The organism is Thermovirga sp., assembly GCF_017656375.1.
Taxonomy (GTDB): Bacteria; Synergistota; Synergistia; order Synergistales; family Thermovirgaceae; genus Thermovirga.
The window spans coordinates 17,922-44,599 of sequence record NZ_JACDOB010000009.1 but is presented as its reverse complement, the minus strand read 5'-3'; the positions used below and the strand labels follow the sequence as shown (position 1 = coordinate 44,599).

General features: G+C 42.4%; 30 protein-coding genes and 1 tRNA gene. 18 read left to right on the top strand and 13 right to left on the bottom strand.

Annotated elements, in window-relative coordinates; genetic code table 11:
- The first annotated feature begins 39 nt into the window (after positions 1-39).
- Positions 40-723 carry a metal-dependent hydrolase gene (locus H0Z23_RS04590; protein WP_296867795.1) on the top strand — a complete coding sequence of 228 codons (684 nt, stop codon included), beginning with the start codon at positions 40-42 and terminating at the stop codon, positions 721-723.
- Positions 724-792: 69 nt separating this feature from the next.
- On the opposite strand, the gene H0Z23_RS04585 is transcribed toward H0Z23_RS04590, so the two are convergent.
- From H0Z23_RS04585 to H0Z23_RS04565, 5 genes are all read right to left on the bottom strand, one after another.
- The gene (locus H0Z23_RS04585; protein WP_296867794.1) at positions 793-1,662 is read right to left on the bottom strand and encodes a MurR/RpiR family transcriptional regulator; all 870 of its coding nucleotides are present in this window, start codon (positions 1,660-1,662) and stop codon (positions 793-795) included.
- 90 nt (positions 1,663-1,752) lie between these two features.
- Positions 1,753-3,111: an MATE family efflux transporter gene (locus H0Z23_RS04580; protein ID WP_296867793.1), complete on the bottom strand. Its 1,359-nt coding sequence runs from the start codon at positions 3,109-3,111 to the stop codon at positions 1,753-1,755.
- A gap of 44 nt (positions 3,112-3,155) precedes the next feature.
- The gene (locus H0Z23_RS04575; protein ID WP_296867792.1) at positions 3,156-4,091 is read right to left on the bottom strand and encodes a radical SAM protein; all 936 of its coding nucleotides are present in this window, start codon (positions 4,089-4,091) and stop codon (positions 3,156-3,158) included.
- A gap of 26 nt (positions 4,092-4,117) precedes the next feature.
- A complete protein-coding gene (locus tag H0Z23_RS04570) occupies positions 4,118-4,486 on the bottom strand; it encodes a helix-turn-helix transcriptional regulator (RefSeq protein WP_296867791.1) in 369 nt (122 codons plus the stop codon).
- A 45-nt stretch (positions 4,487-4,531) separates the two neighbouring features.
- Positions 4,532-5,413, bottom strand: a complete 882-nt coding sequence (locus tag H0Z23_RS04565; protein WP_296867790.1) for a triphosphoribosyl-dephospho-CoA synthase — start codon at positions 5,411-5,413, stop codon at positions 4,532-4,534.
- A gap of 77 nt (positions 5,414-5,490) precedes the next feature.
- Here H0Z23_RS04565 and H0Z23_RS04560 point away from each other — a divergent pair, with 77 nt between their 5' ends.
- Entirely contained in the window at positions 5,491-5,967 is a 477-nt protein-coding gene (locus H0Z23_RS04560) for a metal-dependent transcriptional regulator (protein ID WP_296867789.1), read from the top strand.
- A 42-nt stretch (positions 5,968-6,009) separates the two neighbouring features.
- Here H0Z23_RS04560 and H0Z23_RS04555 read toward each other — a convergent pair whose 3' ends face one another.
- Genes H0Z23_RS04555 through H0Z23_RS04540 form a run of 4 tightly spaced genes read right to left on the bottom strand, consistent with a single transcriptional unit; the run spans position 6,010 to position 10,467 of the window.
- Positions 6,010-7,215: an HD domain-containing phosphohydrolase gene (locus H0Z23_RS04555; protein WP_296867788.1), complete on the bottom strand. Its 1,206-nt coding sequence runs from the start codon at positions 7,213-7,215 to the stop codon at positions 6,010-6,012.
- 49 nt (positions 7,216-7,264) lie between these two features.
- The gene (locus H0Z23_RS04550; protein WP_296867787.1) at positions 7,265-8,677 is read right to left on the bottom strand and encodes a GGDEF domain-containing protein; all 1,413 of its coding nucleotides are present in this window, start codon (positions 8,675-8,677) and stop codon (positions 7,265-7,267) included.
- Positions 8,678-8,688: 11 nt separating this feature from the next.
- Complete coding sequence (locus H0Z23_RS04545; RefSeq protein WP_296867786.1) at positions 8,689-10,095, bottom strand: ATPase domain-containing protein; 1,407 nt, start codon at positions 10,093-10,095, stop codon at positions 8,689-8,691.
- A gap of 3 nt (positions 10,096-10,098) precedes the next feature.
- Positions 10,099-10,467, bottom strand: a complete 369-nt coding sequence (locus tag H0Z23_RS04540; RefSeq protein WP_296867785.1) for a hypothetical protein — start codon at positions 10,465-10,467, stop codon at positions 10,099-10,101.
- Between the two features lie 289 nt (positions 10,468-10,756).
- Between H0Z23_RS04540 and H0Z23_RS04535 the strand changes: the two genes are divergently transcribed.
- Positions 10,757-11,239: a YbaK/EbsC family protein gene (locus tag H0Z23_RS04535; protein WP_296867784.1), complete on the top strand. Its 483-nt coding sequence runs from the start codon at positions 10,757-10,759 to the stop codon at positions 11,237-11,239.
- Positions 11,240-11,247: 8 nt separating this feature from the next.
- Here the strand turns inward: H0Z23_RS04535 and H0Z23_RS04530 are convergent, their stop codons facing one another.
- Entirely contained in the window at positions 11,248-11,670 is a 423-nt protein-coding gene (locus H0Z23_RS04530; RefSeq protein WP_296867783.1) for a DUF296 domain-containing protein, read from the bottom strand.
- A gap of 106 nt (positions 11,671-11,776) precedes the next feature.
- Here H0Z23_RS04530 and H0Z23_RS04525 point away from each other — a divergent pair, with 106 nt between their 5' ends.
- Positions 11,777-12,529: a sulfite exporter TauE/SafE family protein gene (locus tag H0Z23_RS04525; protein WP_296867782.1), complete on the top strand. Its 753-nt coding sequence runs from the start codon at positions 11,777-11,779 to the stop codon at positions 12,527-12,529.
- 9 nt (positions 12,530-12,538) lie between these two features.
- Here the strand turns inward: H0Z23_RS04525 and H0Z23_RS04520 are convergent, their stop codons facing one another.
- Entirely contained in the window at positions 12,539-13,528 is a 990-nt protein-coding gene (locus H0Z23_RS04520) for an asparaginase (protein WP_296867781.1), read from the bottom strand.
- Positions 13,529-13,632: 104 nt separating this feature from the next.
- On the opposite strand from H0Z23_RS04520, the gene trkA reads away from it, so the two are divergent.
- Positions 13,633-15,000: a Trk system potassium transporter TrkA gene (trkA, locus tag H0Z23_RS04515; protein ID WP_366928871.1), complete on the top strand. Its 1,368-nt coding sequence runs from the start codon at positions 13,633-13,635 to the stop codon at positions 14,998-15,000.
- Positions 14,997-16,448 carry a TrkH family potassium uptake protein gene (locus H0Z23_RS04510; protein WP_296867779.1) on the top strand — a complete coding sequence of 484 codons (1,452 nt, stop codon included), beginning with the start codon at positions 14,997-14,999 and terminating at the stop codon, positions 16,446-16,448. Before trkA ends, H0Z23_RS04510 begins: the two co-directional genes overlap by 4 nt.
- An 80-nt stretch (positions 16,449-16,528) precedes the next feature.
- Here H0Z23_RS04510 and H0Z23_RS04505 read toward each other — a convergent pair whose 3' ends face one another.
- Positions 16,529-17,194, bottom strand: coding sequence for a lactate utilization protein (locus H0Z23_RS04505; protein WP_296867778.1), 666 nt, complete (start codon positions 17,192-17,194; stop codon positions 16,529-16,531).
- Positions 17,195-17,355: 161 nt separating this feature from the next.
- Between H0Z23_RS04505 and H0Z23_RS04500 the strand changes: the two genes are divergently transcribed.
- The 10 genes from H0Z23_RS04500 (at position 17,356) to H0Z23_RS04455 (ending at position 23,441) form a co-directional block, all read left to right on the top strand.
- The gene (locus tag H0Z23_RS04500) at positions 17,356-17,658 is read left to right on the top strand and encodes a hypothetical protein (protein WP_296867777.1); all 303 of its coding nucleotides are present in this window, start codon (positions 17,356-17,358) and stop codon (positions 17,656-17,658) included.
- A 190-nt stretch (positions 17,659-17,848) separates the two neighbouring features.
- The gene (locus H0Z23_RS04495; RefSeq protein ID WP_296867776.1) at positions 17,849-18,214 is read left to right on the top strand and encodes a sigma factor-like helix-turn-helix DNA-binding protein; all 366 of its coding nucleotides are present in this window, start codon (positions 17,849-17,851) and stop codon (positions 18,212-18,214) included.
- A gap of 4 nt (positions 18,215-18,218) precedes the next feature.
- Positions 18,219-19,559 carry a signal recognition particle protein gene (gene ffh / locus H0Z23_RS04490; protein WP_296867775.1) on the top strand — a complete coding sequence of 447 codons (1,341 nt, stop codon included), beginning with the start codon at positions 18,219-18,221 and terminating at the stop codon, positions 19,557-19,559.
- A gap of 64 nt (positions 19,560-19,623) precedes the next feature.
- Positions 19,624-19,893, top strand: coding sequence for a 30S ribosomal protein S16 (gene rpsP / locus H0Z23_RS04485; protein WP_296867774.1), 270 nt, complete (start codon positions 19,624-19,626; stop codon positions 19,891-19,893).
- A 9-nt stretch (positions 19,894-19,902) separates the two neighbouring features.
- On the top strand, positions 19,903-20,148 hold the full coding sequence (locus H0Z23_RS04480) for a KH domain-containing protein (protein ID WP_296867773.1): 246 nt from the start codon (positions 19,903-19,905) through the stop codon (positions 20,146-20,148).
- 10 nt (positions 20,149-20,158) lie between these two features.
- Positions 20,159-20,689, top strand: a complete 531-nt coding sequence (gene rimM / locus H0Z23_RS04475; protein WP_296867772.1) for a ribosome maturation factor RimM — start codon at positions 20,159-20,161, stop codon at positions 20,687-20,689.
- The gene (gene trmD, locus H0Z23_RS04470; RefSeq protein WP_296867809.1) at positions 20,689-21,936 is read left to right on the top strand and encodes a tRNA (guanosine(37)-N1)-methyltransferase TrmD; all 1,248 of its coding nucleotides are present in this window, start codon (positions 20,689-20,691) and stop codon (positions 21,934-21,936) included. Before rimM ends, trmD begins: the two co-directional genes overlap by 1 nt.
- Positions 21,936-22,283 carry a 50S ribosomal protein L19 gene (gene rplS, locus H0Z23_RS04465; protein WP_296867808.1) on the top strand — a complete coding sequence of 116 codons (348 nt, stop codon included), beginning with the start codon at positions 21,936-21,938 and terminating at the stop codon, positions 22,281-22,283. Before trmD ends, rplS begins: the two co-directional genes overlap by 1 nt.
- A gap of 88 nt (positions 22,284-22,371) precedes the next feature.
- Positions 22,372-23,298: an AEC family transporter gene (locus H0Z23_RS04460; protein ID WP_296867771.1), complete on the top strand. Its 927-nt coding sequence runs from the start codon at positions 22,372-22,374 to the stop codon at positions 23,296-23,298.
- Positions 23,299-23,354: 56 nt separating this feature from the next.
- A tRNA-Leu gene (locus H0Z23_RS04455) sits at positions 23,355-23,441 on the top strand.
- A gap of 65 nt (positions 23,442-23,506) precedes the next feature.
- Here H0Z23_RS04455 and H0Z23_RS04450 read toward each other — a convergent pair.
- The gene (locus H0Z23_RS04450; protein ID WP_296867770.1) at positions 23,507-24,283 is read right to left on the bottom strand and encodes a pseudouridine synthase; all 777 of its coding nucleotides are present in this window, start codon (positions 24,281-24,283) and stop codon (positions 23,507-23,509) included.
- Between the two features lie 517 nt (positions 24,284-24,800).
- Here H0Z23_RS04450 and H0Z23_RS04445 point away from each other — a divergent pair.
- Positions 24,801-25,451, top strand: coding sequence for a transglycosylase SLT domain-containing protein (locus H0Z23_RS04445; RefSeq protein ID WP_296867769.1), 651 nt, complete (start codon positions 24,801-24,803; stop codon positions 25,449-25,451).
- A 75-nt stretch (positions 25,452-25,526) separates the two neighbouring features.
- The gene (locus tag H0Z23_RS04440; protein WP_296867768.1) at positions 25,527-26,597 is read left to right on the top strand and encodes a nitronate monooxygenase family protein; all 1,071 of its coding nucleotides are present in this window, start codon (positions 25,527-25,529) and stop codon (positions 26,595-26,597) included.
- The last annotated feature ends 81 nt before the right edge of the window (positions 26,598-26,678 follow it).

Genomic DNA, 26,678 nt, shown 5'->3' with positions numbered 1-26,678 from the left:
TAAAAGTTTCTATTGAAGATGTAAAAGGGGGGGATATTTGTGGTAAGCATCAGATTTTTGGGGCATGCGGCTTTTGCGGTTGATGGAGAAGGCCTGAAGGGGCTTATTGACCCCTTTATAACGGGTAGTGGCGTATTAAACGTCCCACTTTCCTCTTTTTATGACAGAAATTATATTTTTGTAACCCACGGACATGGTGACCATATAGGAGATACCATTGAAATTGCCCAAAAAAGTGGGGCTACTGTGGTATCTAACGTTGAAATCTGCCACTACTTGGCAAAAAAGGGAGTTAAGTGCCATTTTATGCAGGTTGGAGGAACCTTTACCTTTCCCTTTGGAAAGGTACGAATGACCCCAGCATGGCATGGTTCTGGAATCCAAGAAGGCGATACCATGCTATACGGCGGTACACCCGGAGGTTTCTTAATAGAAGTTGAAGGCAAGAAAATATATCACGCAGGTGATACGGGCCTTACATATGAGATGAAGTTGCTAGAAGAGGAAAAAGTTGATGTGGCCCTTTTGCCAATAGGTGGGAATTATACCATGGATATCGATGATGCAGTTAGGGCTGTTAGCTTTATAAGACCTCGTATTGTAGTTCCCATGCACTATAACACTTTTGAAGTCATAAAAGCGTCCCCTGAAGTTTTTGCGAAGAAAGCATCGACCCTTGCGGATGTTAAGGTTCTAGCAGTCGGGGAGACTTTAGAAATTTGAGGTTAACGAGCTGATGAGATTTTTGCTAGGGGGAAGGCTAGAAAGTTCTGGTCTTCCCCCTTTAGCTTATTAGGTGTATTTGAGTCCAAAGACGGGGTGGAATATCCTCTCATCGTGTAAAAATTGGGCCTGTTTTTCTAATGCTGATTGCACTTTTTCTCCCATGTTTACCGCGAGGACAGAAGATAGCAAGTGTACTAGAAACAGGGGGCCTAAAATGCTGCTTCCAAACATAGGGCTTGCTGCGCTCACGAAGAACTGCAAGTCGGAATATTTGCATATTGGAGCAGCGGGACTGTCCGTTATCGTTATAATTTTAGATCCCTGCTCTTTAGCTAACACTACTGATTCTGTAACTTCAAGGACGAAACTGGGAAGTTCGCATACTACCACAGCATCATCTGGACCAACGGAACGCGTTTGCTCTTGCAAGGTTAGGCTTGACCTTTTCAGCAAGATGGAACGTATGCCCATTACTCTAAGCCTCATATAAAGAGACTCAGCAACCAATGAGGATATGCCCCACCCCATGCAATAGGTTATAACGGAGTTGCTTATAATATCGCAAAAGGCGCTAACTTTTTCAGGCTCTAACTGCTTCCACGTCCCTTCCAGGTTGGCATGTTCCACTTGAAGCATCTGGTTGGGAAGGTCGTGGCGGTTTTTAAGGACTTTGGTAAGCATGACCGCAGGGTTTACCTGCTCAAGGATGGCCTGCTGCAATACTTCTTTCAGGTCAGAATAGCCTTCGAAACCAAGCATCCTGGCTACCCTTACAAGTTGTGCCTTTGACACAGCGAGTTCGTCGGCTACCTCCCCTATAGACTTGAAAGCAGCTTCTCTCATATTGGAAAGCAGGTATTCTACTACCCTTTTTGCCTTTTTAGGCATGCCGTCCATTTTTTCCCGTAGCAGTTCTTGTAAATCTTTGGGTTCCATATATTACACTCCTCATGTTGCTGATAAATAAACAATTGTTTACAAAATCTGCTTTCCAGTATAAATTGAATAGAAACTATAGTCAACAACCTATGCTTTTGAGTTTATATTTCCTTGGATTAAATTTAGCACTTTCTTTGCGAATAGTAATGACAAAAGAAGAGAGCCTAATGCAGATATGGGCTGGCACCACCAGAGAATTTTTATGCCAAAATATATGCCCATTAAATAACCTAAAGGAGCTCTAAAAAGTAAGGTTCTGGCTAGCTGAGAGATCATGCCAAAGTATGCATAACCACTTCCTTGAAAAAGGCCCCATAAGGTTATATCTATTGCGGCAAAGATATAACCTGTTGCAGATGCTCTTACAGAGTCTATGGCCATAGAAGCCATTTGTGGGGTTGGAGAGAAGGGAAGTAGGAAAACTTGGGGGAAACTGAAGAGTAAAAGCCCGATTGAGAGCATTAGAACTACTGCAGCCTTTGATGCTAACATCACAGCTTCTTTTACCTTCTGGAAATTTCCTTTTCCTATGTTGTAACTCAGAAAGGGTATCAATCCAGAATTGAGCCCGAATACAGGGAGGAAAGCGAACATTTCTATTCTATTGCCTAGCATCCAGGCACTTATAGCTGCTGGACCGAAGAGAGAAAGGATTTTATTCATTAAGGCTGCTCCTATTGCCATACTGGTTTGGGATAGGGCAACGGGGAAGCCGACGATAGATATGTCCTTCCAATATTTAGGGAAAGATTTATCGAACCTAAGTGTGGGTCTGAGGCGAGCTTCCTTTTTCAGTTTATAGGCCAAGTAAGCTAAAGAAACTATTCTTCCGATGAAGGTAGCAATTGACGCTCCAGCTATTCCCCACTTTAAGCCAAAAATAAGTATTGGGTCCAATAGAATATTCAGTAGGTTGCCTATAAGCATGCTCATCATAGGGGTGAATGTGTCGCCCTGGCTCCTGAAAAGGGATTCCCCGAGCAGAGCAAGCCCCATCAAGGGGGCCCCTAGGATCATCCAGGATGAATAAGCGTAGCATTCGGGTAATACTGCACCTTTTCCACCCAATATGAAGTAGAATTTATTAGATAAATCTGGGGTCAAAAGAGGAATGGGTAGTAGAGATAGCCCTAGAATAAGCAAAAGGGCTGCGTTAGCAAAGGTTTGTGCTTTTGCCGTATTGTTTGCCCCAAGTTCTCTTGTTGCGCATGTTGTAGTTCCTACGGCCATTCCGTTAACTACGGCAAAAATTACGAACAAAAGAGGAAAGGATAAGGACATTGCTGCTAGAGATATTTCCCCTAGCCATGACACGAAAATAGTGTCAATTAAGTGAAACAGCGTATGGAAAAACATTGAAAGCACCGAGGGAATGGCCAGTTTAAGTAGGGCTTTGCCTGTGCTTTCGGTGCCCATATCAACTTGTATTTTAGAAATTCTAAACATAGCCTAAGTACAAACCCCCTGTGGGAAATTTCTTTTTGGCGTTGTTACCACCAGATAATTCTTTTGAATAATTCAGATTCTGTCAGTCCGGTCTTGTTAGCCAAAACAGTTATGCCTCTTCTTGAATGACCGCTTAAGAGAGAACGGTGCCTTGTCGAAACAATCCATGGGCCTTTGGGGTTTGTTTTGATTAGCTTTTCTATGAGGGCCTCAGAGCGTACCAGTTCACCCAAAGCTGGATGAGCTGGTCCAGCTTTGACTGTTCCTCTTAAAGAATCAGTTTCGTGTAATCCTATTCGAAGGATTTCGAATCCCATGTTTTCAGCATGAAAGAGCACTTGAGCTGTTTGTTTTATGCAAAGCTCTTCAGTTAGAGGAGTATAGCTTCCTTTTTCCCATAAGGAGAACAGTTCTGTGCCAGGAAAGACTAAACAAGGGTAAAGTCTTATTTGCATTGAAGAGGGACCTTTTATTTTGCTAAGTTTTTTCAAGTCGTTTATGGTGCTTTCTGTTTGTTGGTAGGGCAAGCCTGTCATCAATTGAGCTCCTACCACGAAGCCCGCAGATAGAAGAGCTTTAAGTTTTTCTAGAGCTATTTCGGAGGTGTAGCCTCTTTTGCAGAAGGCAAGTACTTCGTCGTCCAACGAAGATACGCCTAATTCTACTGCACCAACGTTATATTGTTTTAGTTCATCTATTATTTCCTCAGTGATGCATAAAGGGTGGGTAGACATTCTTATGCGGCTACCCTTTGGAGCTCGTGCTGCAGCTTCAAGCAAGCTTGTGCGGATTTTTTGAGGAAGACAGGTGAAGCTTCCCCCAAAAAAGCATATTTCTACAGGCTGGTCAGTCTTTTCTATTTTTGCGAGCACCTTTTCTGCAGTTAGACCGTTTGACTGTCCTGTAATGGCCCATTGGTTGCAGTAAATACATCTATTGGGACATGATTGCATGGGTATAAAAAAAGGCAGTTTTTTCAATGTTTCATCTCCTTTGTACAGCTTGGCTAATTAGAGTTATTAATATTGCTTTTTTGGGTATAGTCCAAGACTGTTTCAATTAGCTTTTTTATCAAATCAAGTTCATACCTTGTAAGCTTTATGTCCTTATACCAGACTTCCATCTCAGATCTATAGTCTAAATATTCTTCTAACTGAGCACGTATAAGTTTTTTGTTTTGGTTGTCAGAAACTAAGTCAGAGAGATTTACATCTAAAGCTCGGGCTAGATTTTGGAGGAGCTTCATTGATGGAAGGCGTCTATTGCTCTCCAGTGTTTGTATGTACGTTCTGCTTACTCCCACCATCTCTGCTAATTTTTGTTGTGTAAAACCTCTGGCTTTTCTCATTGTTTTTATTCTTAATCCTAAACTCAACTTTTATCCTCCATGTTCGTTCTCTACAGCAAGGATATTATATTCTTACTGTGGATGATAGGGAAGAGAAGGCCTGGATTCCACCCAGTAAAGGAATAGCGTACAGCTTAGCAGGTCTGCGGCTCCTCCAGGGCTAACTCCTTGTTGGCTGAATATTTTATCGACTTGTTTAATCAGCTGCCTATCTTTTTTGGAGAAGGGGATAGGCAGCTTTAGAAGTTTGTCGACATATTTTGAATATATATTAGACCAGAAATAATAGCTTGTTCTAGAGACCACATTAGTGTCTTCGCAGCTTTTCATTATACGAAAGAGAGCGTAAAGGGCGCTATCATTCAATGAAGCTCCAGTGGATAAGGCATACCTCAGTGCGGGCAGTCCCCAGTTTATTACTGTAGGGAAGCCCTGTTCTGCTTCTCCCCTGATTCCAGTCAAACCATAATTAAGAAACAGTTTCTCTCCATTTGTCAGAGGCCTATTGGGTAACGATTCCCTAAGCACTTCAAGCTCTTTTTTACAGCATCCTTGAACTACTTGAGATGCGAAGGATGTGCAAAGCTTTGGGTCAATAGGTTTCTTCAAATGGATAATATATCCCGCAGCGTACACCAGAAGAGAGAGGGCAAAAATTAGGCCTTTGTGGGTGTTAATACCATCGGTGGCTTTCAGCATAGCTGACTCCATGGCTTTCCCTATACCTCTAAGATACGGCAGAGCATTGTGAGGGGCAACGCCAGAAAGTCCAACATTTGCCTGTTCTTGCCAGAAGGGAGCAAGGGTTAAGGCACTCAGTAAAAAAGTTGTGAAATCCATGTCTTTATGGGCTCCAGGGCCAAGCCTGTCGACTAAGCCAGGCTTTGGTGAGGTCATTACTTCTTGAATACATGCCGAGGTGGCGAGCTGGGCCAAATAAACAGAGTTATACATATAAGCCTCCTTGACTAATAAAATGTTTACGGTCATACTTTGTTTTATAAAAACTAACAAAGATAGGTGAAGCTAATATGGAACGACTAACTGCAAGAAACGAAGACTACCTTAAAACAATATATAAATTGGAGAAAGAAAACAAGGTAGTAAGAGTGAAAGACTTGGCACAGGCTTTAGGAGTCAAATCCCCAACGGTAGTAGGAAGCCTTTCGGGGCTTAAGGAAGCAGGTTTGGTCATTCAGGGAAGTTATGGATACGTTTCTCTTAGCGATGAGGGGAAAGCTTTGGCTGAGGTGCTGATTAATAGAGAGAAGATTTTGATGGATTTTTTTGAAAAGATATTGAATTTGGACATTGATGAAGCCAAAACAAATGCATGCCGCTTTGAACATTATATTACGCCTGCATGCAGAGAAAGGGTTGTCAGTTTCATAAAATTTCTAGCTCATTGCCAGTACGGCTCCCCGCGATGGTTAGAGCATTTTAAAGAGTTTATAGAAACCGGTGAAAAGCCTGTTTGTGACAATTGTCCCCAGCGCTCTCAAAGATAAGAGTTTCATTTACAATTCTAGCTAGTATGCTTCCGCTTGGCTTCACAAGGAGAATCCCAGTTCGCCTCGGCTAATTAATTTTTTGAATGCTTCTATAACTGTGGGGTCGAACTGTTTGCCTGCATTGCGGTCCAGTTCTTCTGTTGCCCAATTCTGGGTATAAGAACTACGATAGGGCCTATCAGATGTCATCGCATCGTAAGCATCTACTACATTGATAATGCGAGCTAATACGGGTATTTCCTCGCCGGTGAGGCCTTCAGGATAACCGCTCCCGTCATAATTCTCATGGTGGTACATAACTGCTTTAATTATATCTTCTGGTAAGTTACCTGGTTCCAAAATTTTTGCCCCTATTAGGGGATGTTTTTGTATTGCTTCTTTTTCCTCTGCCGTGAGCTTGTCGCCCTTCAACAATATTCGTTCACTTACGCCCACCTTCCCTATGTCATGCAAAAGGCCTCCAACGTAGATCATTTCTTGCTGTTTATCAGAGAGCCCCATTTCTTTAGCTACTGCTCTTGACCATGTTGCTACGCGCAATGAGTGGCCCTTTGTGTATGCGTCCTTTGCCTCTAATGTTGCTGCCAAAGCGTTTACTACGCTCACGTACTGCCTCTGTAGGGATTCATAAAGCTGGGCATTTTCAATAGCTAAGCCAATTTGATTTGCTATGATAGATAAATAATTAATCTTATTTGAGATCATAGCAGATGAATAATATGTTACAAGTATACCTAGTGTTTTGGTTCTTCCTTTGATGGGGATTATTGCCCCAGTATCGTTGCAATCAAGGTAACCGAGACATTTCGACATTAGGGAGCAACTTAAACTAGAATCGGCTATATTTGTTATTGTAAGCGGGCTTCCATTTTTCATTACTTTGCGTACACAATCTTCTTCTGCAGGTATTTCCGTGGAGCAAAATTGAGATTTCCCATCTTGTTTTATGTTTTCTCTTAATACAATCTTTCCGGTTTCCTCATCAAGAAGCCCAATGGCACACCATTTGCTATCTACGATTTCAAGTATATTCTCCAGCGAGGTTTTAATGATAGTATCAACCTCTAAACTGGAAGAGGCTTGCTGTCCTAGTTGAATGAGTTTACTTAGCATTTTTGTGTTTTGCTCCTGGCCTTTGGAGAGAGCCAAATCAAGACTAGATCTAAGGACCCTTAATAAGCGAAGGTCATTTTGGCCTAAATTGAAATTATGCTCCAAATTAGTGTTTTTAGTCTCGTTGTCCAACCTATATCTCTCCTTTGACATGACACTTGTCCAGGTTATTGTTAAGTTGCTATATCAAACAGCTACAATTTTTCCCTTGGCGCTTGGCTTTGTACAAGGCCCTGTCTGCCCTTTCCAGTAAAGAATGTGCAGAGTCTCCTTCTTGTGCCATTGTTACACCAGAGCTTACGGTGATATTGCGATGTGGGAAGGGGTGTTGCGCTATAGATTTTCGTATTCTTTCTGCAACTGCAAGGGCTCCTTCTTCCTGTGTGCCGGGAAGGATAAGCACAAACTCCTCGCCTCCATAGCGCCCTGCAATGTCGATTTTCCTTATAGAATTTTTTATCACTTCAGCTAACCTTTGTAACACTACATCGCCGGCTACATGGCCGAAGGCATCGTTGTAGGATTTGAAATCATCAATGTCGATAAAAATAACAGCTAGAGGGTTTTTATACCTAATAGTCCTTTCTCTTTCGCTGATTAGCAAGTTGATAATGCTTCGCTTGTTATAGAGTCCTGTCAGAAAATCTGTCTCTGCCTCTTTTTCTAACCGAGTGATAAGCCGTGCATTAGCTAGCGATATAGCAGCGAAGTTAACGTAAATTTGCAGGTTTTTTATTTCTTCTCCTGACATCGCATTTGTCGGAAAAGTTATACCCAATAACCCTACGCTTCCAACAGAAGTCCATAGAGGATAAAGCAAGATTTTGTCCTCTGGACTCATCTTCAAATCGGAAAAATCAATAAAATTTTGCAATTCCTGCATACTCAAAAAGGAGGGTTCAACTTTAGAGAAAACTTTTTCCATTAACGGATGTAGCATGGAAAATTCTTTGCCTGTCAAAAGCTCCCCCATTTTGCCCTTTGCTTTTGCTATTTTGATTTTGTCATCTTCACGAAGGCCAACAAAAGCCAAATTAGCCCTATATATTATGATCAGGGAGTTAGTTATGAGATCTATGACTTTTTCTAATTCTATTGTTGAAGTCATCAATCGGCTGATTTCGTAGATGCTGTTTAGTTCGAGACTGCGTAACCCCAAAAGGTTTTTTTCGAGAATAGCTTTAAGGACTTCGTTAACAGTTTGGCTAATGTTGTTCGCCTTAGCTATAAAGGATTTTTCTCCTTCACCTTCTGGCGTAATTTTTCCGTTTTTAGGAGCTACAACTAAGGACCCTATTTTATGTACACTACTCCCCAATGGATAGACATACAGTCTATTACCGTATGGGCAGGTGAGGATATTCTTATCTTTTAAAGACACTAATGCGCCTTTATAGAAATTTATGCATTCCTCATTAGACAATGTGTTGCCTTGGTTTATCTTTTTGCAGGGTGCCACATCCTTGCTGAAACTGGAAAAAATATTTCCCTTTGCGTCAAATACATAAATATTTGCGTCCACCACTTCTGCCAGCGTGTCTTGAAAATCCTGCCAATATCGTAGTGAAACGCTTAACAAGAGATCAGTTTGCATTCACCAATACCTCACTTTAATATGTCGGCTTTATCTAGCTTTCCAAGGATATTTATTCCATTTGACGTAATTTCATACTCTCTAAGGTCCTTATCATGGTTCGCGCCTCGTGCCTTCAGGACACCTAGAACTTTTTTGACTTTTGAGGTATCTTCCACATATCTTAGAACGATTATATTGTCTGATATTAGGGAGATTTGGGCTTTTGTAATTACTACAGGAGAAAAGAGGCTCTCGTTTAGTACAGTGAAAAGGGCAGTAGTGCGTTGCCTTTTAATGTTTTGCGTTAATGCCCATAAGTAGTCTTTGTACTTTTCCAGGTTGGCTACGCTAGTTTCAAAAGAGGATATGCTGTCTATGACGATCCTATCTATTCTTTCGTCTTTGATTACGTTTAATATATCAAAGCCATGTTTATCTATATCTAGCTCAATTGGAGAATAAAATCTAATATCAAGTAAACCGTTTGTTATATATTTATTCAAATCCCATCCTAATTCATCTGCATTCTCAATCAGCTGGTCAACTGGCTCTTCAAAGGATATAAACAACCCCTTTTCGCCTTTTTTAGCTCCCTCTAGCAAAAATTTAAGGCCAAACAACGTTTTGCCTGAGCCGGTTCCTCCTGAAATAAGTGTAACAGTCCCTTCTTTTAGGCCACCATCCAGCATTTCATCCAATCCTGTTATGCCGAATTCTTTTTTATCTGACGTGGCAACTTTATATGCAAGTTCTTTACCTTCTGGCTTCATGCGAGGGAATATTTTTATCCCCTCGGAAGTAATTTGAAATAGGTGTTCTCCTTGTTCGAAGTTGGTTCCCCGCATCTTCAATATGCGCAGAAACCTCTTTTGGAACCGCCGCTCCTCTTGCCCATAAAGATGGAAAATTCCGTCAGCTATGGCAAATTCGCTCAAGAGAGTCACGTCTTTTTCCTCATATTCCCCTACTAGAAATACAGTAACCTCCCATATAGATAAAGCAGTAGCTAATTCAAAGACGAAAGCCCTAAAGATCTTTTCATCGGAAAAGATATCCCTTATGGCCTTGAAGCTATCTATTACAAGCAAGTCAGGCTTATGTTGCCTTATCATGCTGTTAAGATAGTTCAGGGCGTTTTGGGCGCCATCTCTACGCAGTGTGGCTCCCAAGTCGCAGTAAACAAAATTATTTCCCAAAAAGTCGTCTGAGAAAAAATCGAACTCTTGTAGATGTCTTACCATTTTGAATTGTGATTCGGATATGGTGGTGAGGTATAAGGTTTTAAGGCCGCGCTTTGCACTGTTAAAGATAATATTTTGAATGAATATTGTCTTTCCACTCCCGGGTGCACCTGAGATGATATTTAATGAATACATAGGAATTCCGCCATCAGTGATATTGTCTAGCCCTTCGATGCCGGTTCTTAATTTATTCATTATTTATTCCTCCTTTGGATCAATTGGGAAATCGGGGAATTCTTCTTTGAGTTTGCTTGCTATTTTGTTTGTTTGTTCATAGCCCAACAACCTTGCCAGTATTTCTACATATTTCGAAATAAATTTCATAAACATATCGTCAATTGGGATGTCTGGGTTTATTTTCACTGCATTTGCGATTTCGGCACAAGATATTCCATTTTCATCAAAATATAGGAGCTCCATCTCTTTGTAGTCTTGAGAGATTTCCCATGCTACTCTTTCAACTAAAAGTTTTACAGAAAAAGCACCGAGGTACTGTGCGGAGGTTGTCCACATCTCTTGTAGCAAAGATTCGTAACGGCTTATTTTTTCTTCAGCTGGTGTGCTCAAAATACCACCTCCTTCTTTTCTTTTAACTTATTATAAAGCAATATAGTAAAAATGCACAGTTTTTAACAAAATAGGAAAATCGCTGATTCAGAAACAAGCCATTAAGATTTTGCGATATTAAGCCGTAATAATGCTAGAAGCATATTATGTATGATGCTGGTTGGATGAAGGAAATGGCTTTGTAAGCTTTAAATGCGTGTTAATGTGTGTTTAGCCCTTTTATTTATTTTGTTTTCTTGATAAAACAAGCTGATAAGGCCAAAGTTTTAAGAGGTGGTGCAGTGTGACAATGAGTAAAGTTATCCAAGATGCAACGGAAAGGGTTCGCCTATCATTAAGGGAACTGGGATATAGGGGGCAAATTGTGGAGAGCAAGATGACCATAAAGACTGTAGAAGATGCTGCTTCGGCGATAGGAGTTGAGCCGAGCAGGATTCTAAAGAGCTTGATCCTGATTACGGAGCAGAGAGCTGTATTGGCTTTGATGTCTGGGGTAAACAAAGTGGACCTTAAGAAGGTCAAGAAAGCCCTGAACGTCAAGAAGGTTAAATTTGCATCCCCGGATTATATAAGGGAAACCTTCGGTTATGAAGTGGGGGGAGTGCCTCCTGTAGGATATGATGAGCATCCCCCCACGTTACTAGACAAAGATCTATTGGAGTTTGACATTGTATGGGCTGCAGCAGGAACAGAATTTGCATACTTTCCTGTAGCGCCAAAAGACCTGGTTGTGTATACTTCTGCTGAAGTAAGGGATATAGCCAAACGCTAAGTTATAGTTTACCTTTTTTCTGGAACTATGGCTTCAAACCAGCCGTTATGTTCTCTTCGCAACTTTATGGAATTAAGGGGCATCAAGGTTATCTCAAGGTTGTGGTAGCATATGGCGCGTAATATATGGCCGCTGAAAGGTCTATGGTCGGATGTGTTTATGACTGCGTGCAAGTGAGGATAAAGAGAAGCACCTCTTATGCTTACATTGCCGCTTAAAGACGAGAGCTCGAACGGGCCTGTTAAATCTTCTTTGATGTAATCATTTCCAGTATACCATCCGAAGGTAACTTCTTTTAACATGCCTAGACCCGTTACCACTACAGCAGAGTCTATAGAATATTCTTCGCAGGCCGTAGAGATGCACCTAAGGAGTTCTTCGTCATCTCCTGGCCTTATGAAAATGCAGTCAGAACTGACAGCATAACGCATGATACCCACCTCCTATAGGGGATTATGTGTTATATTTTAGCACAATAATGCGGGAAATAAAGAGGTGGTCCTATTAACAAAAACAAAATAAATGTGAGGTGAAAAAATGACTTCTTTTACTATAGTTCTTACAATTCTAGTAGGTATAGTTGCAGGTTTTATCAATACTATTGCGGGTGGTGGAAGTTTGCTTTCTTTGCCTTTTTTAGTTTTTTTAGGTTTAGATGCTGCTGTGGCTAATGCCACTAATAGGGTTGCCATTCTTTTGCAGAATACTGTTGGGACCTTCAGGTTCAAAAAAAAGGGAGTTCTAGATGTAAAAGAGGCGCTGCCGTTGGCCTTTCCAGCTCTGATAGGAGCTGTATTGGGTACTTATATCGTAATAAACATTGATGAGAGATTTTTGAAGTTGGTAATAGCAGTTATCATTTCGATAATGGCAGCTCTATTGATATTAAAACCCAAGATGTGGGAAACTCAAAAGGACAAGCATTTCCCTATGTGGGCCAAGATCCCGATATTTTTTCTGATAGGTGTATACGGAGGCTTTATTCAGGCAGGAGTTGGGTTTATTTTGATATGGGCTCTAGTGGGAGTCTTGGGAAAGGACCTTGTCAGAGCGAATGCCCTGAAAGTAGCCATAGTCTTAACTTATACCACTGTGAGCTTGGCTCTTTTTGCTTCTAAAGGCATGGTGGATTTTGTGATTGGTTTTTCCCTAGCAGCAGGAAATATGTGTGGGGCCTACGTAGGGACGTGGTTTGCAGTGAACAAGGGCAATAGATGGATACGCTATATCTTAGCCGCAGCAGTTTTTGCCAGTGCTATAAGGATGGCCTCCAGTGCTTTGGGAGCTTAAGGGCGAGCATTAAAGCTCGTCCTTAAGGTATTTTTGTAGGTTTTCACCTTTCAGCCCAGCGCCTAAAGCTACAGCTAAGCGCAACCTTGCTTGGTGAGGTCTTAGCCACCCTCCGTCGTAGACCCCCATTTCAAGAAGTTTCTTTGTGCTTCCCTCATAAGCGTATTGAATGCTGGTGTGCCCTTTGTGGCAGCGAGATGTGATAACTATAGGGAGCCCTTTTTTTAGCAAAGGTTTAAGGTACTTTATCCACGAAGGGGATATGTTGCCTGCACCGAAACCGGCTAGTATTAACCCGTCCAGGTCACAATTTTCTGCAAGGCATGAAAGGGTTTCTTCTCCGCCTCCCAAGGTAGCCCAAAGGACTGCTATTTTGCTAGCGGGGTGGATGTCTTGTCCCAAGAATGGAGGGCGTTTGGGCTTGCGAATAATGTAAATTTGGCCGTCAACAAATTCCCCTACAGGTCCCCTGCCAGGTGCGTAGAATGCGTCTTTTCTGTGGCCTATTTCCTTAGCTACCTCTGACGCAGCGAATAATTGGTCCTGTAGACAGGTAAGAACACCCATTCCCCACAGGCGCTCACAAGAGGCCGCGGTCAATGATTGGATTAGGTTTGATGCGGCTTCAGAGCCGGGAGTACCGATGGGAAGCATAGCACCTGTGAAGATAATTGGTTGAGGATATGGCCATAAAAGATCAGTCAAGTAGGCCATTTCCTCTAGAGTGTCTGTGCCGCATGCTATAACTATGCCACTTATTCCGTCCTGTACCAGTTTATAGAGGAGCTGTACGAGATCGACAGTCATTCTTATCGTGTAATGACTGCTAGGCTGGTGACCCCAATCAATTATTTCCAGGTTTTCTTTATAGTTTTCTGGTACTGCTTCTAAAATGGAGCCAGCTGATTCGGTTGGGATAAGGCCACCTTGTCTATCGCTGTAGGTCATGCTGATGGTTCCTCCGGTGCCTACAAAGGCGACCTTGCCTCTTTTACTCATCTGAATCCCTCCTCTTCTATGAAAGTAAGTTTACCACTTTTCCTAATGCCTAAAAACGTGTAAGCTTTCATAGGTACAAATAAAAGGGGTTGATGCCATTGAAAGTGGTCGTTGTAGGAGCCGGAGAGGTGGGTTATAACGTTGCAAAAAACCTATCTCAACAAGGCCATGACGTCACATTAGTGGAAAAAGATGAGATGCGAGCCTCAAAGGTGGAAAACGAGCTGGATGTAATGGTAGTAAGAGGCAATGGGGCTCGACCTCCTATATTGGAAAAAGCAGGTATTGCACAGTCGAAAAGCGATGTGGATATTTTAATTGCATGCACTAACCACGATGAAGTAAATATTTTGGCTTGTTGGATAGCTAAGCGGGCCGGAGTTTCTAGAGTGATATCCAGGGCAAGGGGGCTAGAATATACCGATAGCCCCGGATGGGCTCGAGACTTGGGTATCGATGTCATGATCTCTCCTGAACGATCAGTAGCTAGGCAGATAGAAGAACTTCTATCTGTCAATGCCTCAGACTATACGGCTGAATTCTTTGGAGGGATGGCAGGACTTTACACTTTTAGAGTTTCCGATGAATCGCCCTTAATAGGCCAAAGCCTCAAAAATGTGAGGGAGAAGTATCCAAATATAATGGCTCTAATAGCGTACGTTGAAAGGGACGGAAGGGGATTTGTCCCCTTTGGGGAAACTGAACTGCAAGCGGGGGATTTGTGTTTTGTTATCACCTTGAAAGGGCAGTTGGCTGAACTTGAAGAACTTTTCAAAAGGCAGAAAAGCAGGAAACTTAGGAAAGTGATAATTGTAGGTGGCGGCAAAATAGGCTTTCGTGTTGCTAAAAGATTGGAAACTAGATATCCCCAGCTGGATATTAGACTTATAGATCAAGACAAGGATAAGTGCGATAAGCTTGCGAGGGAACTAGAAAGGACCATAGTCCTTGTAGGCGATGGAGCAGATGAAGAACTGCTTAGGAGCGAAGGAATAGAGGGAATAGATGGATTTGTCGCCACTACTGCGAACGATGAACGGAATATATTGATGGGCGTGATAGGAAAGGCCTTGGGAGCAAATAAAAGTATAGCCGTTGTAAGAAGGGGATTTTTTGAAAAATTAGATAAATATCTGCCTGTTGATGCGATGGTAAACCCTAATCAGGCCTTGGCTTCAGTTATAATGAGATACGTCCTTTATCCTTCTGCTGCCGGAGCATTGTCTATAATTGAAAGAATAGATGCCGAAATACTTGAGGTGACTGTTGGTAAAAATAGTGAAGTGTTAGGTGTGGTGCTAGCTGAAGCTGGATTACCGAAAGGGGTATTAGTAGCTTTGGTCTCTAGGCGGGGTAACGTATTTGTTCCTACAGGGGAGACTCAGTTGGAAGAGGGAGATCAAGTGGTCCTTTTTGCATCATCGGATAAAATGCAACAAGCACTGAATATCTTGGGGGTAAATGTCTCTTGAGGTTTATGGTAATTCTGAGGGTCCTAGGCGTTTTGGCAGCCATAATATCTGTGTTTATGCTCTGGCCTCTTGGATGGACTCTTGTTGATGGGTCTTCCGACATGCTGCCCTTTTTTAAGAGTATAGCGGTCGGATTGTCGGTTTCCGTGACTCTTCTGTTGATAAGTCGAAAGGCTAAGATCCGAGATATAGAAGTTAGGGAAGCTTTTGCTACTGTTACCCTTTCGTGGGTTGTAGCATCAATAATAGGTGGTTTGCCTTACCTCTTCAATGGAACGGTACCTACATTTACGGACGCCTTTTTTGAGGCCATGTCTGGTTTTACTACTACAGGAGCCTCTGTTTTGACTGATATACAATCCAACCCTAGAGGTATTCTGTTCTGGCGTGATTTAACCCACTGGTTGGGTGGTATGGGCATAATAGTTTTAAGTCTTGCTGTTTTACCTTTCTTGGGTGTTGGAGGAATGCAGCTTTACAAGGCGGAAGTCCCTGGGCCTGTTCCTGAAAAACTTACCCCCCGTATTCAACAGACGGCCCTTTTGCTTTGGGGCGTTTATGTGTTTCTCTCTGCTCTCGAAGTAGCTTTTTTGTGGGTGGGGGGGATGAATTTCTTCGAGTCCTTGACTCACACATTTGGAACTATGGCAACCGGGGGATTTTCTCCTCTCAATGGAAGCATCGGGCAGTACAAAAATCCGTATTTTGATTGGGTCATAACTGTATTTATGTTCCTTGCCGGAGCTAACTTTGCGCTGCATTATATGATGCTCAGGGGCAACCTGAAAGCTTGGTGGAAGGATGAGGAGTTTCGTTTTTATACGATTCTCACCTTTTTGGCTATAGTTACAGCTACCAGTTTTCTTTATATTAGCGGTACATATGGGTCTTTATTAAAATCTTTAAGATACGCAGCTTTCCAGGTGGTCAGCATTGTGACTACTACAGGTTATGTGACTGCAGATTACGAGAAATGGCCATTTTATGTGCAGTATATGTTGCTTTTTTTGATGTTTGTTGGAGGATGTGCAGGTTCAACTGGTGGCGGAATCAAGAACCTCAGAATAATGTTGCTGTTGAGACATGTTAGAAATGAACTTAAGCGCCTATTGCACCCTTCTGCTGTTTTGCATGTAAGGACGGGAGGTCAGGTAGTAGAGAGAGATGTCCTTGGGTCAATTACCGCCTTTTTTATATTATATATAACTCTTTTTGCCATTGCTGCTTTGGTTATGAGCGCTTTAGGTGTAGATGTTCTCACGTCTATAGCGAGTGTAGCTGCCACTATAGGTAACATAGGCCCAGGCTTAGGGACGGTGGGACCTGCAGAAAACTATGCCCACATTCCTCTATTAGGCAAATGGGTTCTTTCTTTCTGTATGCTTTTGGGCAGATTAGAAATATATACGGTCATGATTTTATTCATGCCTGAAGCTTGGAAAAAATAAATGCTTTCAAGATAGTGTAGTACATAAAACGGGAGGCTAAATAATCTGCCTCCCGTTTCTGATTATCTGATTGATGGAAACTAGTAGCCCAGGTTTTCCCCGATGAGAAAGACGTAAATGTCCCTTCCGAAAGGAGCCCGCTCTAGAATCAAAGTGGCCCTGCATACCCTGCTGGGGCTGTTGCAATCTACGCAGTAGCCCAACTTGGCGCAAGGTACATCATAGCCGCCAAGGCGAGTGACATTTGGAGGAGTTGCCACGTTATGAACTCTTTTAAGAGCGCTATCAAGATCAGGGCATATTTTATTTATGCCCACAACGAAGATCAGTTTGTTGGCTCCCCAAGCCATTCCAGCTATTCTGTTTCCTGTGCCGTCTATATTGACAAAAGTCCCATCAATAGTAAGGGCATTTGTGCTGGTTATGTAGTAATCACTCATCAGTTCTTCTTTAAATTTTGCTTTTCTTTCTTCAGGAGACAGATTGGGATCCCAATGGTGATGTGTTGTGCACCCTTTGTCCGACAGAAGTTCTATGAGGCCCATCTCCCTTACTGTGCAAGTGCCTGGAATTCCTACCGTAGAACCAGGCGGGATCATGTTGGCGATCTCTTTGGCTGCTTCTTCTGAAGAAGAGAAATAGTAGGCTTTATATCCCTTCGCATTAAGGGCCTTTACGACTGATTCTCCTAGTTTTTTGTGCACATCTTTCCATATTGATTTGTTTTTCTCTTGCATAGGATTCATTTGGAACACTACCCCCTATTGTGTTCTGTATTTTTATAAACACATTTTCATTATTCCAAAAACAGCTTGCCTTTTCAATCTTTTGAGGTATATTAACGATGTGTGATATTTTGAGCGAATAGTGTTATCTACTTCGCATTAAGCGTACAGGAGGGATATTTATGTGCAGAGTTATTACGCCGGATTCTGTGGGCCATGTGCATGAACATGTGGATGACCCTTTGTCTGTTGCAGAGTTATTGAGAGAGACTTTGGCTGAAGAGCTCAATTTGATGAACGATGTGGTAGCTAGATGGCATATGATTGATGATCATGAAGTGAAGCATGCTCTTTCCCATGTGATAGAGCAGAAACAGAAATCTATGAAATTGCTTTGGAATTCTTTAGAGAAGTTGGAGGAGAAAATATTGAGCACAGAGGGTGATGGGCACTCCCACGAACATCCTCACCATCATCACCATTAAGCTGAATGTGATGTTTTTAGTCTTGTTTGAAAAGTAAGAGGGATGGGGGAAGAGAGTAATATCCCCCATCTTTTTATGTTTGGTATCCAGAGAACAAAATACAAAAATGTTTTGCTGTCAAGGTGTATTGCTTGACACGGTATTGTCTCCCGCGTATAATCGCTCCGTTCTATAAGGAGATGGAGGTTGTATGACGACGAGTGACCTTGAGGAAAGAATAAAAGTGGAGAGGCTGTTTGACGTTTATGCCCCTCTTTTAACTGAAAAGCAAAGAGCTGCTTTCCAGATGCATCAAAGCGAGGATTTGTCATTGGCAGAATCGGCAGAGTTGCTTAATATGACTCGCCAAGGAGTTCACGATTTATATAACAGGGCCAAAACGAGGCTTGTAAAGTTTGAGAATCTGTTGGGTTTTGCCAGTATGGAACAAAGATATATGAATTGCCTTATGAGGCTTTGGGATATATGCAGAGAAGCTAACGTAAATTTGCCTGACGACTTGATCTTAGAGATAAAAAAGCTGGCTGAATTAGAAAGAGAAGAAAGGGACGGGTGAATCCATGTTAGATACTCTTAAGAAAAGATTTGAGAAGGCTCTGGGTCTTTTAAGAAACAAAGGCAAATTATCTGAACAGGATATAGCCGAGGCCGTAAGGGAGGTCAGGCGCGCCCTTCTTGAGGGTGATGTAAGTCTTAAAGTGGCCAAAGAGCTTGCGGAAAAGATAAAGGAGAGAGCGACCCAGAGGGAAGTTTTAGATTCTATAACCCCTGCTCAGCAGATACAGGCCATAGTATACGAAGAGCTTGTGAATTTAATGGGGGGTAAAACATCTAAAGGGATTTCTTTTGCTTCTAAGCCACCTACTATCTGTATGATGGTAGGGTTGCAAGGGGCAGGAAAGACTACTACTTGTGTGAAGATAGCCAAAAAGCTAAAGGGAAGTCATAAGCCATTGGTTGTGGCATGTGATCTGAAGAGGCCTGCCGCGGTGGAGCAGTTGGAAATTTTGGCAAATAGTGCTGGCGTTGGATTTTTCGGTCCCCAGAAAGGGGATGCAGACCTTAAGAAGCTTGTTGGGGATGCTATAGATTATGCTACATCCAGATTGTACGACGTACTTATCCTGGATACTGCAGGCCGATTGCATGTAAATGAAGAGCTTATGCAGGAGCTTGTGGATATAAAGGAGATGACCAATCCCACAGAAGTTTTGCTTGTGTTGGATGCAATGACAGGCCAAGAGGCTATAAGGGTGGCGGAGGCTTTTCATGGGGACTTGGATTTGACGGGCCTGATCCTAACAAAGATGGATGGAGATGCCAGAGGGGGAGCCCTACTGAGTGCCAAGGCCGTAGCGGATGTCCCTGTTAAATATATAGGTGTAGGCGAGAAGCTGGATGATATAGAGATTTTTGACCCCGAACAGATGGCCCAGAGAATTTTAGGCATGGGCGATCTTAAAGGGTTGGCCGAGAAGGTAAAACAGGTTTCTGACTTTATGGATGTAGAAAAGGTTACAAAGAATATTGCCAAAGGCAAGCTTACGATGGAAGACTTGCTCCAACAGATAAGACAGATAAAGCGTATGGGCCCGTTAGAAAAAATAGTAGAAATGCTGCCAGGTGGCGGGAAAATAAAAGAACTTGCTGGAGCACAAATGGATGACAGCAAGCTAAAGCATATTGAGGCTATAATTCTGTCCATGACTCCGGAGGAGAGGAAGAATCCCAAGATCATAAAAGGCAGCCGAAGGAGAAGAATTGCATATGGCTCAGGTACATCGGTCCAAATGGTCAATCAGGTTTTGAGTTATCATAAAAACATGAACGAGATATTTAAGCAATTTAAAGGACGCAAAGGCAGGGGGTTTAGGCTCCCACGAGGGCTTCCTTTCAAGTAAATTGGAGAATCAGGGGGAGTCTAGCTATAAATAGCAAATAGCAAAAAATCAGGAGGTGTATTAGATGGCAGTGAGGATTAGGTTGGCCCGTTTCGGGCGCAAAAAGAGACCGTTCTACCGTTTGGTAGTAACGGATCAAAGAGCACCAAGGGATGGGATGTGTATTGAGCAGATAGGGACGTATAATCCCATGACAGATCCTGCAGAAATCAATGTTAAGGAAGATAGGGCATTGTATTGGCTTTTCAATGGCGCTCAGCCGTCAGAGACAGCAAGAGCGCTATTTGTAAAAACTGGAGTTTGGGAGAAATTCCTTTCGGGTAAGAAGCAGTAGAGGTGTACGATGCCGGAATATGATGAGTTAATTGGTTTTCTGGTAAGGAATATAGTTGCCAAACCAGAGAGCGTTGAGATAACTTCGAAACGCTCAGAAAATGGTGTCGTGAAGGTGTTAATAACGACGGCTCCAGAAGATATTGGTAGGGTAATAGGAAAGCGCGGCACAACAATTAATGCTATAAGGCATATAGCCAAAGCGTCTTCAATTAAGCCTAATGAGAAAGTAGAAGTTGATATTTCGGAAGAATGAGGTGCTGGGTTTGAAAGATTTGGAATTGACAGCAGTAGGGAAAATTGTGGGGGCTCACGGGATTAGGGGTGAGTTTAAGATTCTGCCTTTGACTGATTTCCCTGAGAGATTCAAAAATATGGAGGAAATAAAGCTGTACGGAGCTTTAGGCTCCCACAAGTTGACGTTGCGCTTGCTGTCGGTCCGTTTCCAGGTCGATAAGGGCTTTGTGTTGGCCAGGGCAGAAAATGTCAATACTAGAGAAGAAGCAGAAGCTCTAAAGGGCCTGATAATTAAGATAAAGAAGGAAGAGCGGGTTTCCTTACCTGAAGGTCGCTATTGGATTGATGACCTCATTGGATTATCCGTGAAGGACAGTGAGACCCTTGAGGAGTTGGGACACATCAAGGATGTCCTTGTGACAGGGGGAGTTGATGTCTTTTTGGTTGAGACTCCTGCAGGTGAGGAAAAGATGATCCCTGCAGCCAAAGAAATGATAAGTTCAATTGACCTGGAAAAACAGGAAATGATAGTTTCGCTCTTGGAGGGGCTATGGGATTGATGAGGTTTTCTGTGGTTACGGCTTTTCCCGATTTCGTTGAAGCTTATTTTAAGACAAGCGTAATAGGAAAAGCCGTGCAGAAGGGGTTGATAGAATGTGATGTCGTAAACCCCAGAATGTTTGCAGAGCCTCCGCATAACCAGATAGATGATTATGCATACGGTGGCGGAGGTATGGTATTAAAGGCAGAACCTCTAGCAAGAGCTGTTGATTTTGTGAAAAGCCCAGCTGCAAAGGTTATATGCTTAAGTCCGCAAGGTAGATTGCTAAATCAAGCTTTAGTTGAATCGCTGGCTACAGAGCAACATTTGATATTGGTCTGCGGCCATTATGAAGGTGTTGATGAGCGCTTTATACAGGCATATGCCGACATGGAAGTGTCTGTTGGGGACTATGTTCTAACTGGAGGTGAGCTTCCTGCCCTTATAGTGGTTGACGCTGTCTCCAGGAGGGTAGAGGGAGTAGTAGGCAAATCTAGCGCCGTTGAAGATGATTCTTTTGCCAAGGGGATGCTCGATCACCCCCATTACACACGCCCGTCGGTGTGGAGGGGGTTGAAGGTGCCGGAGGTCCTCTTAAATGGAGACCATGGAGCCGTGGCTAGTTGGCGACGCCGAGAGTCCATAGCAAGGACATTATCCAGGAGGCCAGATATTGTAGGAAATGCTTTTCTAGCACCTTACATTGAAAAGGGTGTATACCTCATTTGGGGTGATGCCTCAAGAGTATTAGGTGATGAAGCGGGGCTACCTGAAGAGGTTGTAATTAAGTTTTTGAAGAATATAATAAGCGTATCTGAAAGAGCTGGCTGTAGAAAGGTAATTTTGTTGCTTAAGGAGGCTGCTATAAGGCAGAAAATAAGAATCTTGCTCTCGAGATTGGCAAAATTAGAAGCTGAGTGCGACGAGTATGCAGAAATGATAAAAGTAGTACCTAATATGGACAGGGCAGTTAGCTGGATAAAGGAAAAAGAAAAAAGTAGTCCATACATGGTAGCTATAACGAGCGAGAACAAGGCAAACAGAATTCATTGGGATGAATTAAAGATGAGAATCTTGGGTTTTTGTCGCCCTGTGGCCTTTTGTTATCAATGTAAAGCGGAAGATATGGTAGGCGTTTGTCTTAGAAATCCGCTAGGGGTTAACGATAGTGGAGATATTTTTTCAGGGATAATCAGTGTCGCTGTGACACTGGAAAGAATAATAGGATTGGAAAAAAAAGAAGTTCCCATCGGGAGGGATAGATGATGGATCAGAAAATTGCGCTTATTGAGAGAAAATACGCGAAAAAGGAGATTCCTGAATTCAGGCCAGGAGATACCGTTAAGGTCCATGTTAAGGTAAAAGAAGGAAACCGTGAAAGAATCCAGATATTTGAAGGAGTTGTAATAGCCAGAAAACATGGTGGAGCCAGAGAGACCTTCACCGTAAGAAAGGTCTCCGGGGGCGTGGGTGTGGAAAGAATTTTCCCGCTTCATACTCCTTCAATTGAGAAGATTGAGGTGTCGCGTTACGGAAAGGTAAGAAGAGCAAAGCTGTACTATTTGCGCAAATTGAGTGGTAAGGCTGCCAGGATCAAGGAAAGAAGATTTTAAGCAGTCAAAATGAAAACAACAATAGGGCCATGTAGCAATAGATTTGTGGCATGGCCCTAACTTATATCTTTCAAGGTGTTAAATTAAAATGCATAGTGCTTTTATAGTGTTGCCTTTGTTTATAGTTATATTTATTGGTTACTTAGTAAAGAAGCTAGGGATTCTCCAGAAAAGCTTAGTTTCTCAATTGAATGACTTACTGTATTGGGTTGTACTTCCTGTTTTGCTCTTTAGATCCACTCTAAAGGTTGGAGCAGGCATATTTGACAACCCCAATCTTTTCTGGGCTGTCCATGTACCTTTTGTAATTGTCCCACCACTGGCTTGGTTGCTGGCTAGATTGCGCCATAAGAGTAATGAGAAAAGAGCAGTTACAGTTCTAATATCAGTGAGGGCAAACAATATTTTTATGGGGATTCCAGCTGTAACTTTAGCACTGGGGCAAGATGGAGTAAACTCTTTGTCTTTATTTTTGGCTGTGGGAATGTTGGGATACAACATCATAAGTCTTACGTGGGCCCAAACAGCCCTCAGTGGGACTTTGTCATTTGAATCTCTTTTGGAAACAGGGAAGAAGCTACTGAAAAACCCGCTTATTTGGGGATGTTTTTTAGGTGTGGCGGGATCTGCTGCTGGTTTTAATGATCTACCAGAGTGGATGGACGGGGCCTTCAAAATAATAGGTAATACTGCTAGTGGTATAGCTCTTTTGAGTCTTGGGGCTTCTTTGGAACTAGAGAACTTATGGGATGCCTTTAAGCATACTTGGTTGGAGTCGGTTATAAAGTTAGCAATCCACCCAGCCATAGTTTTTGGAGCTTTTTGCATTTGGCCTGTAGAAAGCCCCCTCATGAAGACAATAGTACTGGTTTCGGCTATGCCTTCGGCAGTGAACAATTTTGTTTTAGCTAAAGGTATGCACATGGACTACAATTATTGTGCCCAGGTAGTTGTAGCGACTACGATATTTTCTATTTTTACTTTGCCAGCATGGATCAGTTTCCTTGGTTTGTGATAATTGTAGTTGACGATTTGAAACATCTTTTTTATAATTGCATTCGCGCTTGATGCGCGGGGGTGGCGGAACAGGTAGACGCGCCAGGTTGAGGGCCTGGTGGCCTCCGGGCTGTGGGAGTTCGAGTCTCCCCCTCCGCACCATGATGAATCAAGGCTCTGCTTATATAGCAGAGCCTTTTCTTTTATTGTTGCTTATATGCTGTTAGTTATTGGATTATAAGCCCATCAACTATTTCCTTCCATCCTAAGAGAGACAGGACATTTTGGAAGCCTGGATCCGGGGGAGCTGTTATGTTTAAAGAATGTCCATATACAGGATGCCTTAGCCTTATGCTCAGTGAATGGAGAAGTAGCCTGTTGGACTGGAAGTGGAGGCGAAAAAATTTATTGTGTTTTCCGTCTCCGTAAAGTACATCACCAACTATGGGATGAGAAATGTGCTTGAAATGCCTTCTTATTTGATGTCTTCTTCCTGTTATTGGGTTGACTAGGACCAATGAGTAACGGCTTGTTGAGTATCTTGAGACGGCAAAAGGAATTTCTGTTCTCGCAATAGTTTTGTACCTGGTTATAGCTTCTTGAGTTTTAGGCTGCGTAGGACAAGAGTCCTCTCCCTCTGTTATTTTAATTAGAGGTTTGTCTATTGTGTCTGAATCTTTAGTCCACCCTCGTACCACAGCGATGTAGGTCTTTGCTATCTTTTTTCTTTTAAAGGCTTCACCTAGGGATTTTGCTATTTGAGGATTGGTCGCGAATATAACCAATCCTGATGTGGGTCTATCTAGTCTGTGGACAGGGTATAGATGATTTCCAAAAAGATTTCTTGCCTCTTGCAGGAGAAAAGGGCCTTTTTCTCTGCTTAAAGCTGTCCTGTGGACAAAGATCCCAGCAGGCTTGGCCACAGCAAAGAGAAAGTCATCCCTATAGAGGACTTTTATTGGTTTGTTGCCCCTTGTATCTTTTTTTGAAGACCACATCATCATAGTAGGGCAATTTTAACACAAAATTGTTAGTCTTTCTCTTGATAAAATAACCCTATAGTGGTATAAAAAGCGCGGATATTTTTAAGACATAGAAGGAGGGTACTGATAGTGGATTTAAAGTTAGAGGTTTCAGATAAGGCTAAGGATGTTTTATCTTCCCAAGGGCTTGCAGGGCACTTGGTGGAGACTACTATAGGCAGTGGCTGATGCAGGATCCCTGTAGCTCTCGTCGAGAGCGGTGAGCCTGAAGCAGCTTCTGATTATTTTGCCTTAGAAGATCAGGAGCTTACTATTTGGATTCCTAAAGGAATGAAATTCTCTAAAGACACGGTTAAGGTGGAAGCTCAAAAGAGTTGGGATGGTTGGGTTTTATATGTACCAACAGCTCTAGTTTAATAAGCAATAAGAAAAGGGAAGGGGCAAGCTTTTAAATAAAAGCTTGCCCCTTCCCTTTTTTATAAGGTACACTTTGGTTCGTCCATTTCGTTGGTTTTATTTGAAAAAAGGAGTGGTTAACTTGGTTGAGGCTCGTAGAATTTCCGTTTGTGTCTTTATCTTCTTTGTGATAGCTTTAATACTTTTATTTTATCCTGGTGTGTCCTCAGCTGAAGGAGATTGCCTGGTTAGGTTAGAACACAAGAATACTGCGGCAGAAATAAGCCCCGGTGAAATTAGCACTGAAAGTGTAGTGAAAAGATCCATAATAGCTGAAAGTTTTCTGAGAGCGAATCATAAATTGAGAAAAGAAGAAGCATGGGAATATGCGAGCTATGTCATGGAGTCTTCAAAGCTCTTTGGGATAGATCCCTTTTTAATAGCTTCTTTGATAATAAAAGAATCTACAGTGAAGAGGAATGCGAGATCGAAATACGCGTATGGCTTGATGCAGATTAATTGGAAAGTTCATAAAAAGGGACTTAGATCTGCATTTAATCAGATAAAAAGCCTTAAAGACCTTATGGAGCCAAGAAACAATATAATGGCAGGTACTTATATTTTTTCTTGGTATATGAAATCCAGTAATTATGATGTTAAAAAAGCCCTTGCCAGATATTTAGGCAAAAATGGCAAAAAATATATTAGCAAAGTTCTGGGAGTATATAATAAAATGGGTAATAGCTATAAACTGGCGAAGGTCAAGGGAAACAAGGAAAATGCAGAATCGTAGCGCCGTTAATGAGAGCCAGAGATAATAAGAGAATAAAACTTTTGAATGGAGGTATATCTTTTGGGTGGGGGAAAAATGGATTTGATACCAGAACTAAAGATTGGGAAGCATAGGCCTAAATTTCCTTTGATACAAGGGGGGATGGGGGTAAGGATTTCTGGCCCAAACCTTGCAGGTGCGGTAGCTAAAGCGGGAGGCGTGGGTACTATAGCAACTGTGGGGCTCGCTGTTGCGTCCTCAGACTATGATGGCAGTAATTATTTTGAGGCAAACAAGAAGGAAATCATTAAATGTTTGCATCAGGCTAGGAACGAAGCTCCTGATGGTGTAATAGCTGTTAATATAATGGTTGCCTTAACAGATTACGAGGACCAGGTGAGGGCTTCTTGTGAAGGAGGCGCTGATGTCATTATCTCCGGCGCTGGATTGCCTTTGAGCCTTCCTGGGATAACGAAGGATTACCCTGATGTTGCATTAGTTCCCATAGTGAGTTCTTTAAAAGCAGTGAGAATAATTGTAAAGAGATGGGGAAAGCAGTACGGCAGGTTGCCCGACGGGTTTGTAGTGGAAACTCCACTATATGCCGGAGGACATTTAGGCGTAACCAAGGAAGAGCAAGTCTTCTCCGAGCAATTTTCTCCAGAAAAGGTCATTCCGGAAATAAAGGAGTATTTAGAGAAAGAACTGAAAGTAGATATTCCTATAGTTGCGGCAGGGGGTGTGTGGAATAGGTCTGACATGTTAAGAATGTTCGAACTCGGCGCAAGCGGGGTACAAATGGGTACTAGGTTCATGGTTGCTGTCGAGGGAGATGCGTCAGATGCGTATAAAGATATAATTTTGCGAGCGAAAGGTAACGATGTGGTAATAATAAAAAGCCCTGTAGGCATCCCTGGTAGGGTACTACGTTCTCCCTTTATAGATAGGTATTTAAAAGGCAATGTGGAAAGCAAACCTTGTTTTGCCAACTGTTTGCACCATTGTTCATACAGAAGAGGAGAAAAGACCTTTTGCATAGCTCAAGCATTGGTTGATGCGTTTTGGGGGAGATGGGAGGAAGGGTTATTCTTCTGCGGCACAAATGTCTCTAAGTTAACCAAGCAGGAGTCGGTAGAGGAGATATTTCAGGACCTTTTCGGGAATTAATGCTTAGGTCTTGTGACAACGAGGAAGAAACGCATTCAAAGGGGCTCTCTTTGAGAGCCCCTTTTTATATGGAGTGCTGTA

Coding starts and splice junctions, on each gene's coding strand:
- H0Z23_RS04585 (WP_296867794.1), bottom strand. CDS start 1,662: ATGGAACCCAAAGATTTACAAGAACTGCTACGGGAAAAAATGGACGGC.
- H0Z23_RS04580 (WP_296867793.1), bottom strand. CDS start 3,111: ATGTTTAGAATTTCTAAAATACAAGTTGATATGGGCACCGAAAGCACA.
- H0Z23_RS04565 (WP_296867790.1), bottom strand. CDS start 5,413: ATGTATAACTCTGTTTATTTGGCCCAGCTCGCCACCTCGGCATGTATT.
- H0Z23_RS04560 (WP_296867789.1), top strand. CDS start 5,491: ATGGAACGACTAACTGCAAGAAACGAAGACTACCTTAAAACAATATAT.
- H0Z23_RS04550 (WP_296867787.1), bottom strand. CDS start 8,677: ATGCAAACTGATCTCTTGTTAAGCGTTTCACTACGATATTGGCAGGAT.
- H0Z23_RS04545 (WP_296867786.1), bottom strand. CDS start 10,095: ATGAATAAATTAAGAACCGGCATCGAAGGGCTAGACAATATCACTGAT.
- H0Z23_RS04535 (WP_296867784.1), top strand. CDS start 10,757: ATGAGTAAAGTTATCCAAGATGCAACGGAAAGGGTTCGCCTATCATTA.
- H0Z23_RS04530 (WP_296867783.1), bottom strand. CDS start 11,670: ATGCGTTATGCTGTCAGTTCTGACTGCATTTTCATAAGGCCAGGAGAT.
- H0Z23_RS04525 (WP_296867782.1), top strand. CDS start 11,777: ATGACTTCTTTTACTATAGTTCTTACAATTCTAGTAGGTATAGTTGCA.
- H0Z23_RS04520 (WP_296867781.1), bottom strand. CDS start 13,528: ATGAGTAAAAGAGGCAAGGTCGCCTTTGTAGGCACCGGAGGAACCATC.
- H0Z23_RS04505 (WP_296867778.1), bottom strand. CDS start 17,194: ATGAATCCTATGCAAGAGAAAAACAAATCAATATGGAAAGATGTGCAC.
- H0Z23_RS04500 (WP_296867777.1), top strand. CDS start 17,356: ATGTGCAGAGTTATTACGCCGGATTCTGTGGGCCATGTGCATGAACAT.
- H0Z23_RS04495 (WP_296867776.1), top strand. CDS start 17,849: ATGACGACGAGTGACCTTGAGGAAAGAATAAAAGTGGAGAGGCTGTTT.
- ffh (WP_296867775.1), top strand. CDS start 18,219: ATGTTAGATACTCTTAAGAAAAGATTTGAGAAGGCTCTGGGTCTTTTA.
- rpsP (WP_296867774.1), top strand. CDS start 19,624: ATGGCAGTGAGGATTAGGTTGGCCCGTTTCGGGCGCAAAAAGAGACCG.
- H0Z23_RS04480 (WP_296867773.1), top strand. CDS start 19,903: ATGCCGGAATATGATGAGTTAATTGGTTTTCTGGTAAGGAATATAGTT.
- trmD (WP_296867809.1), top strand. CDS start 20,689: ATGAGGTTTTCTGTGGTTACGGCTTTTCCCGATTTCGTTGAAGCTTAT.
- rplS (WP_296867808.1), top strand. CDS start 21,936: ATGGATCAGAAAATTGCGCTTATTGAGAGAAAATACGCGAAAAAGGAG.
- H0Z23_RS04460 (WP_296867771.1), top strand. CDS start 22,372: ATGCATAGTGCTTTTATAGTGTTGCCTTTGTTTATAGTTATATTTATT.
- H0Z23_RS04450 (WP_296867770.1), bottom strand. CDS start 24,283: ATGATGATGTGGTCTTCAAAAAAAGATACAAGGGGCAACAAACCAATA.
- H0Z23_RS04440 (WP_296867768.1), top strand. CDS start 25,527: ATGGATTTGATACCAGAACTAAAGATTGGGAAGCATAGGCCTAAATTT.